Origin of the sequence: Stenotrophomonas sp. 2YAF22, assembly GCF_052114665.1 — a bacterium.
Lineage (GTDB): Bacteria > Pseudomonadota > Gammaproteobacteria > Xanthomonadales > Xanthomonadaceae > Stenotrophomonas > Stenotrophomonas indicatrix.
This window is the reverse complement of the sequence record NZ_JBFRFE010000041.1, coordinates 1-13,042: the sequence shown is the minus strand read 5'-3', so window position 1 is coordinate 13,042 and position 13,042 is coordinate 1. Positions and strand designations below refer to the sequence as shown.

Annotated in this window: 8 protein-coding genes; 3 read left to right on the top strand and 5 right to left on the bottom strand. The window is 66.8% G+C overall.

What is annotated here, in order from left to right:
- The 5 genes from AB4Y84_RS03240 to AB4Y84_RS03220 all read right to left on the bottom strand — a co-directional run.
- Positions 1-852 (bottom strand): amidohydrolase family protein (locus AB4Y84_RS03240; RefSeq protein WP_442249764.1); only part of this gene is annotated, 852 nt, incomplete at its 3' end.
- Complete coding sequence (locus tag AB4Y84_RS03235) at positions 849-1,625, bottom strand: DeoR family transcriptional regulator (RefSeq protein WP_312704570.1); 777 nt, start codon at positions 1,623-1,625, stop codon at positions 849-851. The genes AB4Y84_RS03240 and AB4Y84_RS03235, both read right to left, overlap by 4 nt.
- A 33-nt stretch (positions 1,626-1,658) precedes the next feature.
- Positions 1,659-2,993, bottom strand: a complete 1,335-nt coding sequence (locus AB4Y84_RS03230) for a D-tagatose-bisphosphate aldolase, class II, non-catalytic subunit (RefSeq protein WP_442244159.1) — start codon at positions 2,991-2,993, stop codon at positions 1,659-1,661.
- 16 nt (positions 2,994-3,009) lie between these two features.
- A complete protein-coding gene (locus AB4Y84_RS03225; RefSeq protein WP_428703702.1) occupies positions 3,010-3,948 on the bottom strand; it encodes an ROK family protein in 939 nt (312 codons plus the stop codon).
- Positions 3,941-5,095 (bottom strand): SIS domain-containing protein, encoded by a 1,155-nt coding sequence (locus tag AB4Y84_RS03220; protein ID WP_442244160.1) that lies wholly within the window; start codon positions 5,093-5,095, stop codon positions 3,941-3,943. Before AB4Y84_RS03220 ends, AB4Y84_RS03225 begins: the two co-directional genes overlap by 8 nt.
- Before the next feature lie 321 nt (positions 5,096-5,416).
- Here AB4Y84_RS03220 and AB4Y84_RS03215 point away from each other — a divergent pair, with 321 nt between their 5' ends.
- The 3 genes from AB4Y84_RS03215 to AB4Y84_RS03205 form a co-directional block, all read left to right on the top strand.
- Positions 5,417-8,776 (top strand): TIM-barrel domain-containing protein, encoded by a 3,360-nt coding sequence (locus AB4Y84_RS03215; protein WP_442244197.1) that lies wholly within the window; start codon positions 5,417-5,419, stop codon positions 8,774-8,776.
- A gap of 132 nt (positions 8,777-8,908) precedes the next feature.
- The gene (locus AB4Y84_RS03210) at positions 8,909-11,884 is read left to right on the top strand and encodes a TonB-dependent receptor domain-containing protein (protein ID WP_442244161.1); all 2,976 of its coding nucleotides are present in this window, start codon (positions 8,909-8,911) and stop codon (positions 11,882-11,884) included.
- Between the two features lie 64 nt (positions 11,885-11,948).
- A partial coding sequence (locus tag AB4Y84_RS03205) for a Gfo/Idh/MocA family protein (RefSeq protein WP_442249763.1) occupies positions 11,949-13,042 on the top strand: 1,094 nt, incomplete at its 3' end.

Genomic DNA, 13,042 nt, shown 5'->3' with positions numbered 1-13,042 from the left:
GTGTACGCGCTGCTCGCCCAGCGCGTACTCGCCATCGGGCATGCCGGTGGCGGCGGTCGCGTCGGTCACCGCATACAGGCGCGGAATCGCGCGTGCGGCCAGACGGATCACGCCGGGGTGGATGTGCTGCAGGTCGGGAATGATCTCGGCGTACTGCGCATGCGCCAGGGCAGCGGCGGCGATGCCCGGCCGGTAGTGGTCGACGCCGGTCATGCCGTTGAACAGATGGGTGAAGCCGGAAGCGCCGGCCTGCAATGCGGCCACGCCTTCCTCGTAGGTGCCGGCACTGTGGCCGAGCTGCACGCGGATGTCGAGTGCGGACAGCGCGGGAATCAGTGCGGTGTGCTCGCCGATCTCCGGCGCCAGCGTCATCACCCGGATCGGTGCCAGCGCGTGCAGCTGCCGCACCAGCGCCATCGTCGCCTCGATCGTACGATTGGGTTGTGCGCCCAGCCGCTGCGGGCTGATGAAGGGGCCTTCCAGGTGCACACCGGCGATGCAGGCGGCATCGGCATCGGGCGCTGCCATCGTTGCCGCAACGCCCTGCAGCGCGTATTCGATCTCGTCCAGGCCAGCGGTCATGGTGGTCGCCAGCAGCGTGGTGGTACCAAACCGCGCATGGGTGCGGGCGATGGTGCGGGTCACGTCGCCGCCCTGCATCAGGTCGACGCCGGCCGCGCCATGCACGTGCAGGTCGATGAAGCCGGGCAGGATCACCGGCAGCTGCGGGTCATCGCCGCCGCTGTGGTCGTCTACCTGCAGCTGGCGCACGTGTGAATCGAACTGGACCTGGCCGCGACGCCAGCCCAACGGGGTGAGGATGCGGCCGTGCAGGGAGCGGGTGTCGGTCATGCGGGGGGCTCGGCGATGATCACTTCGATGCCCAGCCGCTGCAGCCCTTCGCGGGTTGCCTCGTCGATGCCGGCRTCGGTGATGATGGCGTGGATCTGATCGAGGCGGGCGATGCGGTGCAGGCTGACGCGACCGAACTTGGAGGCGTCGGTGAGCACCACGATGCGCCGCGCGCGTTCGACCATGCGGTGGTTGAGGCGGGCTTCGGCTTCGTCGTGGGTGGTCAGGCCGAACTGCAGGTCCAGGCCATCCACGCCCAGGAACAGCGTGTCGAAACTGTAGGAGTTGAGGCTGGCTTCGGCCTGGCTGCCCTGCAGCGACAGCGATTGCTGGCGCAGCAGTCCGCCGGTCAGCAGCACGGTGATGCCGGCGGCGTTGGCCAGTTCCCAGGCGATGTTCAGGCCGTTGGTCATCACCGTCACATCGCGGTGTTCGCGCAGATGGCGGGCCAGGGTCATCGTGGTGGAGCCGGAGTCGATGATGATGTTGTCACCGGCCTGCACCAGGCGCGCGGCCGCCGTACCGATGGAGTCTTTCAGCGGCAGGTTCAGCGCATCCTTTTCGTGGATGTCCTGTTCCTGCGGCGGTGTACGCACCAGGGTGGCACCGCCGTGGGTACGCGTGGCCAGCCCCTGCGATTCGAAGTGGGTCAGGTCGGCACGGATGGTCACGGCCGACACGCCGAAGCGCTCGACCAGATCGGCCACCTGCACCGAGCCGTGCTCGATCAGCAGCTGCAGGATCTGTTGCCGGCGGGAGCGGGTGTTGCGCATGGCCATTCTCGGTTTCGCGGGGAAAGGTAGAGATTAGCCGTTCGCAAGATCGGCGGCAGCCGAACTTTCGTTGTGCTTGCGGGTTCCAGCCTGGTTGGCGCTGCAGGCGCGGGCGTATTCGCCCAGGCACAGGCCGATGCGATGCTGCACCAGCGCGGTAGGCGCATTGGCCAGGGTGCCCTCGCGCACGGCGCGGTACTGCTCCGGCAGGTACTGGCTGAGCAGCACCAGCGGCGGCGCGTGCTGTTCCAGGTTGGCGAACAGGGTCTGCACGGCCTGCACCAGCGCCGGCTCGCCCCAGTAGTAGCGGCAGCGGTCGCTGAAGGAATAGCTGCGCAGCAGGCGCAGCGTCGCTTCGTCGCCCTGGTAGTACGACTGCCAGGACTTCGGCTGCGCCACCATCACCTCGTCCAGCACCTGCGGCAGGCGCGAGCACTGCGCGGCCGGCAGCAGCTCGGCTTCGATGGCAGCGAGTGCGAACAGCGCTTCGCGATAGGCGAAGGTGGCCGCGGGGCCGACCTTGAGGATGGCGAAATGGTCGCGCACCAGGGCATGCAGGCCGCTTTCGCGCTGGTAGTCGGTCGAATGCGCTTCGAACACGATGCGCGGCTGCTGTTCGAGGAAGTCGGCCAGCTCGCTGGCGGCGGCCGCGTCGTACTCGTGCACGCTGCTGTGGTCGAAGTCCACGCCCGGCTGCACCACCATGGCCAGCACACGCTGCCATGCATCGCGCAGCAGCGGGGTATCGAAGGCCTGCCGGTGGATGGCCAGGGTCTGCGCAGCGGCGGCCGGGGTGGTCACCTGCAGGCCACCGGCCAGCGAGGCTTCGCCACCGGGAATCGGCACTTCGGTGCCGATGACATAGACCGGCGGCGGCAGGCCGTGCTCGGCGGCGGTGCGCTCGGCGATCTCGGCCAGCTCGGCCGAACGTGCAGCAACGATGGCATCGGGCAGCGGCACCGGGTCATCGGCGCAGGACATGCTGCAGTCCAGGTGGATCTTGTGGAAACCAGCGGCGACGTAGGCCTCGATCAGCACGCGCGCATGGGTCATCGCTTCGGCGGCCGGGCGCTTCTGCCAGGCGTTCGGGCCAAGGTGGTCACCGCCGAGGATCAAGCGCTCGCGCGGGAAGCTTTCCTCATCGGCCAGGGTGCCGACGTAGTCGCGGTACTGCGGCGGGGTCATGCCGGTGTAGCCGCCGAACTGGTCGACCTGGTTGGAGGTAGCTTCGATCAGCAGCACGGTATCGTGCGCCAACGCCACGTGCATGGCCGCACGCAGCACCTGTTCGTTGCTGCAGCAGACGCTGTACAGGCCGACGTTGTGGCCGGCGCGGTGGGAGGCAAGCAGGGTCTGCAACGGGGACATGGTCAAGCTCCGGACATCAGGAAAACGAGGGTTGGCAGGCCAGCAGGGCGGCACCGCGTGCACCACCGGCATCGCCGAAGCGCGGCGGCACGATGGGCGGCACCTGCACGCCGTTGAACAGATGCGCGGCGATGGCCGCCGGCAACAGCTGGTACAGCGGTGCGTACTGGGACAGGCCGCCACCGAGCACGATCACGTGCGGGTCCAGTGCCAGCACCAGTGCGGCCAGGCTGTGGCCGAGCAGGTCGCGATGGATGTCCAGCGCCTGCCGTGCGCGCGTATCGCCGGCCTCGGCCAGGGCGACCACCACGCTGGCATCGGCAGCGCTGCCACCGAGGTGACGCTCGATCATCGCCAGGCCACTACCGGACACGTAGCGCTCCACGCAGCCTTGCAGGCCACAGGCGCAGTCGATGAGCGGCAGTCCATGGCGCTGCAGCAGGTGGCCCGGCACACTCCAATGGCCCCATTCGCCGGCCAGGCCGTTGAAGCCGGACAGCAGGCGCCCCTGCAGGCAGAAGCCGCCACCGGCACCGGTGCCGAGGATGGCGCCGAACATGCTGGGGTAGCCATCGGCGGCGCCACCGTGCGCTTCAGAGAGCGCAAAACACTGCAGGTCGTTGCCGAAATGCAGCGGGCGCTGCAGGCGTGCCTGCAGATCAGCCGCCACGCATTGACCGGTCAGCGCAGGCACATTGGCGCTGAGCTGGCGGCCGTTGCGACGATCACGCACGCCGGGCAGGGCGATGCCGATGGCCGCATCGCTGCGACCCAGCGCAGCATCGGCTTCAGCAACCAATGTCACCACCGCCTGCAGGAAGCCGTCGTAGTCGCCCTGCGGGGTAGCCACGCGGCGGCGCCAGGTGACCTGCATCGCCGCATCGCACACCACCAGCTCGATCTTGGTGCCGCCGATGTCGATGCCGTAGCAGGCGTTGGCGATCAGCTCAGCCATGGTGGATGGTGACACCCTTGACCACGCGGTTGACGGTGCCGTCCGGGAACGGATTGTCGGGGGTCAGGCCGAGTGCGGCCGAACGCTGCAGCGCGTACAGCTGCGCAAAGCCCAGCCACACCGGCGCCAGCCACGGGTCATCCAGGGCAGGCACGGTGAGGGTGTAGTCATCGTCGGCACCGATATCCGAATGCGGACCGATCGACAGCACCTGCCCGGCCACGCCATCGCGGCGCAGTTCTTCCAGCAGATCCTGTTCATAGCGGCGCGCCAGCGGCTGCCCGCTGCGCAGCACGACCACCAGGGTGGTGCCGTCCAGCGTGGATTTCGGGCCGTGGCGGAAGCCGAGCGGGGTGTTGGCCAGCGCCAGCACGCGGCCGGCGGTCAGCTCCAGCACCTTCAAAGCGGCTTCGCGTGCGAGCGCTTCCAGCGGGCCGCTGCCAAGGTAGATCACCCGGTTGAACGGGCGCTGCGCCAGCGCGGCCACTGGTGCATCCCACTGCGCCTGGCCTTCGCGGGCGAGACCAGCAATCTGCTTCAGGCGCGCGATGCGCGCATCCCACGGCGAACGGTCGAACACGGTCAGCGCGGCCAGCAGCATGCAGGTCAGGCTGCTGGTCATGGCGAAGGCGCGGTCGCAGCTGGCCGACGGCATCAGCAGGGTGCAGGTGTCGGCACGGCCGGCGCCGCGACGGGCCAGTTCGCCATCGGCATTGCAGGTGATGTCCAGAAAGCGCACATCGTCGACGTCGCTGCGCACGCGGTTGACGGCGGCAACGCTTTCGGGGCTGGAGCCGCTGCGGCCGAATGACACCAGCAGGGTCGGACGGTCGCGCTGCAGGTACAGCGCCGGATGGGTGAGCAGGCTGGTGGTGTGCACCACGCGCACCTCGGCCGGCCACTGCGCGTTGATCGCATCGGCCACCATTTCGGCGATGAAGCCGGAACTGCCGGCGCCGGTGAACAGCACACGCTGGTTCGGGTCATTGAGGCTGTCGCCGAGGAAGGCCTGCAGGCGGTCGCGGGCACGCGACAGATCCTGTGCAAGGGCTTCCCACAGCGCCGGCTGCTGGGCGATTTCGGTAGCGGTATCGGCTCCGCCGCGGCGCTGCCAGGCGGACACATCGGAAAGCAGGGTGACGTCCATTCGGAGGTTCCAGTTGGGCCACCGCACCATCTGTGTTTTCTTTCGAAATGTCAAATACCGAAAGTAAAAAGAAAGATATTGAGGCAACTACTTTCCCGGCGCGGCAGGCTGCTGGAAACGAAAGAAACCGCCAGATGCCGTATCGCACAATGCTTAACAGGGGGTTGCAAGCGCTTACACAAAGTATTGCAGCGCACCAACTTTCGTTTCATGTAAATATATCTTCCTTTTTCCTTTCAATTTGTTGACATCTTTCGAATCGCTGCCCTAGAGTCGGCCCAACCGCTTTCGAAACGCCCGGTGAACGGGTTGGGAGTCCGTGTGGAAATCTGCGTTCGTCGTTCGCCACTGCTGCTGGCCCTGTTGCCGGCATTGCTGTCGGCGTCCCTGTCGGCCCAGGCCGCACCGGTCGGCAACCTTCGCTCGGTCAGTGCCAGTGCCAGCACCGACGGCGTGAGTGGTTGGGACCTGCAGACCGACAACGGCACGCGCATCCGCATCGAACTGCCGGCCACCGACATCATCCGCGTGCAGGCCGGCCGCAATGGCAAGCTGACCGGTGCCGGCGACAAGGCCGCGCCGATCGTGCTGCCGCAGCCCAAGGCGAACGTGCAGGCGCAGCTGGAAGAAGACGCGCAGGAAATCCGCGTGCGCACCGACGCACTGGTACTGCATGTGCAACGGCAGCCGCTGCGCCTGCGCCTGGAACGCCTGGACAACGGCCAGCCCAGCGCGCTGTGGCAGGAACTGCAGCCGTTGGACCTGGATGCCGCGCAGAGCGTGCAGGTGCTGTCCTCGCAGGCCGATGAAGGCTATTACGGTGGTGGCCAGCAGAACGGCCGCTACCAGTTCAAGGGCCGCGAACTGGAAGTCTCGTACTCCGGTGGGTGGGAAGAGGGGGATCGCCCGAGCCCGGCACCGATGCTGCTGAGCAGCCGTGGCTGGGGCATGCTGCGCAACACATGGAGCGACGGCAGCTACGACCTGCGCCAGAGCGACCAGGCCACCCTGCTGCATCGCGAGGACCGCTTCGATGCCTACTACTTCGTTGGCGCCGATCTGCCGAAACTGATCGAGCGCTACACCCAGCTGACCGGTCGCCCGAACATGGTCGCGCGCTGGGCGCTGTCCTACGGCGATGCCGATTGCTACAACGACGGCGACAACAGCAAGAAGCCCGGCACCGTGCCCGAAGGCTGGAGCGACGGCCCGACCGGCACCACCCCCGATGTGATCGACAGCGTAGCCAAGCAGTACCGCGCCAATGACATGCCCGGCGGCTGGATCCTGCCCAACGATGGCTATGGCTGCGGCTACAAGCAGCTGCCGGAGACGGTGAAGGGCCTGGCCGGATACGGTTTCCGCACCGGCCTGTGGACCGAAAACGGCGTCGACAAGATCGCCTGGGAAGTAGGCAAGGCCGGCAGCCGCGTGCAGAAACTGGACGTGGCCTGGACCGGCAAGGGCTACCAGTTCGCGATGGATGCCAACCGCCAGGCATTCAACGGCATCCTCGACAATTCCGATTCGCGCCCGTTCCTGTGGACGGTGATGGGCTGGGCCGGCATCCAGCGCTATGCCGTGGCCTGGACCGGCGACCAGAGCAGCAGCTGGGACTACATCCGCTGGCATGTGCCGACCCTGGTGGGTTCGGGCCTGTCCGGCATGGCCTACGCCAGCGGCGATGTGGACGCGATCTTCGGCGGCAGCGCCGAGACCTTCACCCGCGACCTGCAGTGGAAGGCGTTCACCCCGGTGCTGATGGGCATGAGCGGCTGGTCGTCGAATGCGCGCAAGCACCCGTGGTGGTACGACGAGCCCTACCGCAGCATCAACCGCGATTACCTGAAGTTGAAGATGCGCCTGACCCCGTACATGTATGGGCTGGTGCATGAGGCCGCACAGACCGGTGCACCGCCGGTGCGTGGCCTGATGTGGGACAACCCGCGCGATCCGCACGCGCAGGATGAAACCTACAAGTACCAGTTCCTGCTCGGCCGCGACCTGCTGGTTGCACCGGTGTACCGCAGCCAGGCCGCCAGCCGTGGTTGGCGCCGCGACATCCACCTGCCCGCCGGCGGCTGGATCGACTACTGGGATGGCCGCCGCGTGCAGGCCGCCGCCGATGGCCGCCAGCTGGACCGCCAGGTGGACCTGGCCACCCTGCCGGTGTTCGTGCGCGCCGGTGCGATCCTGCCGATGTACCCGTCGATGCTGTTCGACGGCGAGAAACCGCTCGATGAAGTGACCTTCGACCTGTACCCGCAGGGTGATTCGCAGTACACGCTGTACGAAGATGACGGCAACACCCGCCGCTACCAGCAGGGTGAATCGAGCACGCAGCGGATCAGTGTGCAGGCGCCGGCACAGGGCAGTGGCCCGGTGCAGGTGCAGATCGATGCGGTACAGGGCCAGTACAACGGCCAGCTGGCACAGCGCCGCTATGGCCTGCGCGTGCTCAGCCGACAGGCGCCGCGTGCGGTGCAGGCCGCTGGCCGCGCGCTGCCGGCGCTGGCCGACGCGACCGCATTCAACAGCGCCAGCGAGGGTTGGTACTTCGATGCCAAGGAGCGTCGCGGCACCCTGCATGTACGCACTGCGGCGCAGGACATCCGCCAGCCGCTGCAGCTGCAGCTGGACTTCGCCGTCGCCGCAGCGGCCGCCGACGATGCCTATCCGGCCGCACCGGTGCTGGGCCGCGAACTGCCGGCCGACAGCCTGCTGGTGGTCAACCGCCCGGCCGAAGAACCCGGCCATGCGCTGGAAAATGCCTTCGATGATGATCCGGCCACCTGGTTCCGCAGCGTGCGCAACCAGGCCGTGCGTACCGGTGCCCACGAGTGGGTGATCGGTTTCGGCGAACGGAAGATGATCGATGGCATCGACATCGCGCCGCGCAACGACAAGAACTGGAAGCACGGCCAGGTGCGCGACTACGAGGTGTACCTGGGCGACAGCAACGGCGAGTGGGGTGAACCGATTGCCCGCGGCCACCTGCTGCTGAAGGAAGGCACGCAGCGCATCGACTTCCCGGCCCACGCCGGCCGCCTGCTGCGCTTCCGCGTGTTGAGCGTGCAGAACCCCGAAGGTGACGGTGCCTCCAGCACCGATCCGATGGTGACCGCTGCACAGGGCAGTGCGCGTGCCTTCGACGCGCTGCAACCGCGCGACGTCGGCCCGATTGCGCTGTCCACCTTCCACATCCTCGAACACCAGGAACCGGAGCGACCGGCCCGGCAGCGCTATCTCTCCGAGCTGCCGGTGCCGGCCGCGCTGGCCAGCCATGTGCACGCCGACAAGGCGTTCAGCGGTGACGCCGGCATGCGCATGAACGGCCTGCAGTTCCGCCGTGGCCTTGGCGTGGCCGCCAACAGCCGCATCGACCTGCGCCTGCAGGGTGGTTGGCGCCTGCTGCGTGCCGACCTCGGCATCGACGACGCCTGCCGCACGGCCGGTGGCCTGCAGTTCCAGGTCTGGGGTGACAACCACCTGCTGTACGACAGCGGACTGGTGAAGGCGCCCGGCGTGGTCAAGCCGGAGCTGGACATCCGTGGCCTTTCCACCCTGAGCCTGCGCACGCTGGGTGCGCAGGGCAGCCAACCCGCCCAGGTCTGCGCCAACTGGGCCAACGCCGTGCTGATCGGCCAGGAGGGCGACTCCGCCAGCATCGTCGCCCCATGACCGCCACGTAACACCGCTCCTCCCCCGCCCATTCCGACTACGGCTTCACCACGACTGTGGGGGCCGTGGCCCGGGAGCGTTTTGCCCGCTGATCCACCATTCGCGCCGCACCCCTGCCAGGAGAGAACCCCGATGTTGCCCGCCCGCCACCACCGCCCCCCCTGTCGTTCGATCGCACCGTTGTCGCTGGCCATCGCCGGCGTGCTGTTGTCGGTCGCCGTTCCTGCCTTCGCCCAGGAGAGCAAGGACAAGGCCACCGACCTGGCCCGCATCGAGGTCACCGGTTCCAACATCCGCCGCACCGACGTTGAAACCGCCTCGCCGGTGCAGGTGATCAGCAAGCAGGACATCCAGAACATGGGTGCGCGCACGCTGCTGCAGGTGCTCGACAACCTGCCGGCGGCCCGGCCAGCGCAGCAGGATTCGCGCTCGCTGTTCACCGGCTCCGACGGCGCTTCGCAGGCCAACCTGCGCGGCCTCGGCGCACAGGGCACGCTGGTGCTGCTGAATGGCCGTCGCCTGTCGTACTACGGCGCGCCGGCGGGTTTCCAGACCCAGTTCGTCAACATCGATGCGATTCCCGCCGCCGCCATCGAACGCATGGAAGTGCTGACCGACGGCGCCTCGGCCGTGTACGGCACCGACGCGGTGGCCGGCGTGATCAACGTGATCACCAAGCGCAACTTCCAGGGCGCGGAGATCAGCTTCACCAACGACACCTCCTCGCGCATCGATTCCTACGGCGAGCGCCAGGCCAGCATCACCGCCGGCTTCGGTGACCTCACCGAGAACCGCTTCAACATCTACGGCGCGGTGAACATGTACCGCCGCGACGCGATTCCGCTGGCCGACTTCTATGACAAGCGCCCGGACCAGTACTACGTCAACAATCCCAACTACCTGAACAATCTGCGCCTGGGCGTGGGCAGCAAGCCGGGTGAGTTCAACCCGGGCAGCTATTTCGCGTTCGATCCGGTGACCGGCCGCCGCGTGCAGGAAGCCGCGCCCGGCTGCAAGAACGTGCTGACCAGTGAAGCGGCCGGCCCCCGTTGCGTCTGGGAAACCTGGATGAACAACGAGATCGACGCGGGCGCCAAATCCGAGCGCAACACCGCCTACCTCAACGGCACCTTCCTGGTGGGCGACAGCACCGAGATCTTCGCCGAGGCCACCTATACCGATATCGACCTGCGTGCCAACGGCGGTACCCCGCGCAGCTACGGCACCACCACCGGCAACCCGACCAGCTGGTTCTCGCGCGATACCGGCAACAACGTCAACCAGTTCCTGTATCCGTTCCTGGGCCCGAACAACGAGTACAACCACGCCAGCCCCGAGCTGAAGGCCATGATGGGTGGCGTGGTCGGCCTGCAGTACCTGCTGCAGGATGCCGGCGCCAACTACTTCGGCCAGCGCAACACCGACAAGAGCTACCGCGTGCTGACCGGCGCGCGTGGCAACATCGGTGACTGGAACTGGGAAACCGCGTTCGCCACCGCCGGCACGCACTCGACCACCTACCAGACGATCAACGTCAACGTGAAGGGCTTCGAGAAGGCATTCGGTCCTTACAGCATCGACCCGGGCACGGGCCGTGTGATCATCTCCGATCATCCTGCGTACAAGTTCGGTGAGATCAGYGAGGCCAACGCCGCACTGATCCGCGGCGCCTTCCCGACCTTCGACATCCAGTCGTGGACGCGCCTGCACACCCTGGACGGCAAGATCGAAGGCCCGCTGTTCCAGCTGCCGGCCGGTGAAATGCGTGCGGCATTCGGCTTCAACGCCAGCCGCGAAACCTTCTACACCCCCGGCAACGCCGACGCGGCCGCCGGCCTGATCACCCAGCAGGGTGGCTCGTGGTTCGATGGCGCGCGCAATACCTATGCGTTGTTCGCTGAAACGGTGGCGCCGATCACCGAGAAGCTGGAGCTGGATGCCGCCGTGCGTGTGGACAAGTACCCGAACTTCAGCGCCAACGTCGCGCCGAAGATCGGTTTCAAGTACCAGGCCTTCGACCAGCTGATGCTGCGCGGCACCTATTCCACCGGCTTCCGCGCCCCCAGCCTGGCCGAGTCCGGCAACGGCGGCGTGTACGCGCAGCTGGGCGGCTTCCGTGATGAACTGCGCTGCGCCGAGACCAACGCCATCGCCAACCTGCTGCTGAAATCGCAGCGCGGCGGCGATGTTGACCTGGGCAAGAGCCTGCTCAACGTGGACTGCAGCCGCACCGTGGCCCGCATGACCCAGCCGAACCAGAACCTGAAGCCGGAGAAGGCGAAGATCGCCACGCTGGGCTTCGTCTACGAGCCGGCCAGCTGGCTGTCGGTGTCGGCCGATTACTGGTTCATCTACCGCGACAACGAAATCGTTGCTCCGGACTACCGCCGCGCCGAAGACATCATTTCCTCGTCGCGCTCGCCGATCACCGACAGCGACCGCGCCAACCTGGCGCAGCTGGCGGCGATGTGCGCCGACCCGGCAAGCGGTGTGAGCTGCCCGGGAACGCTGCCGGGCTACTCGGCCGGCAATGTGGCCAGCGTGGTGGGCCAGTACAAGAACCGCGGCAAGACCCTGATCGATGGATTCGACATCGATGCGCGCAGCCGTTTCTCGCTGGGTGAGTGGGGCGGCCTGAACATCGGCCTGGCCGCCACCATCGCCAACCGCAACCGCTTCTACATGGATGAACAGAACGGCTGGTACTACGGCGACGTGGTGGGCTACTACAACAACCCGCGCCTGCGTGCGACGCTGAATGCCGACTGGACCTACAAGCAGGTCACCACCAGCATGTTCGTCAACTATGTGGGCGGCACCAAGTGGGCGACCGACCAGGTCGACGAAGTGAGCAACAACAAGGAAACCTGCACCGGCGGCTACCTGGCCCTGCAGGAGAGCAAGTGCGATGGTGCACCGTCGTGGTGGACCGCCAACATGAGCGTCACCTGGCGCCCGGATGATGCGTGGAACCTGAGCTTCACCGTCAAGAACCTGTTCAACCGCCTGCCGTTCTACGATCCCAACAGCTTCCTGGGTGACTCCAGTGACTACGCCACCATCTTCGGTCGTGGTTACAGTGTGACCATCGGCTACCGGTTCAAGTAATTCCGTTTGCGTGACCAGGCGCGCCGGCCCAGGCTGGCGCGCCTTCAAGAGGAGAGTGTTTGCCATGAAGCGTAGGGAATTCATCGCGGCCAGCGCCGCTGTCGCCGCCAGCAGCCTGCTGCCGCAGACCCCGGCATGGGCACGTGGCCGCAAGGTACGCCTGGCCGTGATCGGTACCGGCATGCGTGGCCTGGTGCTGCTGAAGGAACTGGTGCGCCGCGACGACGTGGAGGTCGTTGCCCTGTGCGATATCGAGCCGATCATGCTCGCCCGCGCCGTGGAGATGGTCAGCAAGGCGGATAAGCCCGCGCCGAAGACCTACGGCCAGGACCGCGACATCAACGCATGGAAGCGCCTGCTGGAGCAGAAGGGCATCGATGGCGTGATCATTGCCACGCCGTGGGAGTACCACGCACCGATGGCGATTGCCGCGATGCAGGCCGGCGTGGCCGTGGGCTGCGAAGTGGTGGCCGGCATCACCCTGCAGGATCACTGGGATGTGCTGAAGACCCAGCTGAGCACCGGCACCCCGTACATGCTGCTGGAGAACGTCTGTTACCGCCGTGACGTGATGGCGGCCCTGCAGATGGTGCGGCAGGGTCTGTTCGGCGAACTGGTGCACCTGCAGGCCGGTTACCAGCACGACCTGCGCGGGGTGAAGTTCAACTCCGGCGACCCGAACCAGCCCTACGACAGCGGCGTGGAATTCGGCCCCAAGGGCTGGAGCGAAGCACGCTGGCGCACCGAACACTCGGTGGAGCGCAATGGCGAGCTCTACCCCAGCCACGGCATCGGCCCGTGCGCGATGTATACCGGCATCAACCGCGGCAACCGCTTCACCCACATCAACGCGTTCGCCACCAAGGCGCGTGGCCTGCACGAATACACCGTGGCCAAGAGTGGCGGCACCACCCACCCGAGCACCAAGGTGAAGTTCAAGCTCGGCGACATCGTCACCACCACGCTGGCCTGCGAGAACGGCGAGACCATCCTGCTGCAGCACGACACCTCGCTGCCGCGCCCGTATTCGATGGGCTTCCGCGTGCAGGGCACCAAGGGCCTGTGGATGGACGTGAACCATTCGATCCACATCGAAGGCCGCAGCCCGCCGCACCAGTGGGAAGAGTTCAAGAAGTACCAGGACCAGTACGAACATCC

Bases quoted from the DNA above. Each gene is read 5' to 3' on its own strand.
- AB4Y84_RS03230 (WP_442244159.1), bottom strand. From the start codon at position 2,993: ATGTCCCCGTTGCAGACCCTGCTTGCCTCCCACCGCGCCGGCCACAAC.
- AB4Y84_RS03225 (WP_428703702.1), bottom strand. From the start codon at position 3,948: ATGGCTGAGCTGATCGCCAACGCCTGCTACGGCATCGACATCGGCGGC.
- AB4Y84_RS03220 (WP_442244160.1), bottom strand. From the start codon at position 5,095: ATGGACGTCACCCTGCTTTCCGATGTGTCCGCCTGGCAGCGCCGCGGC.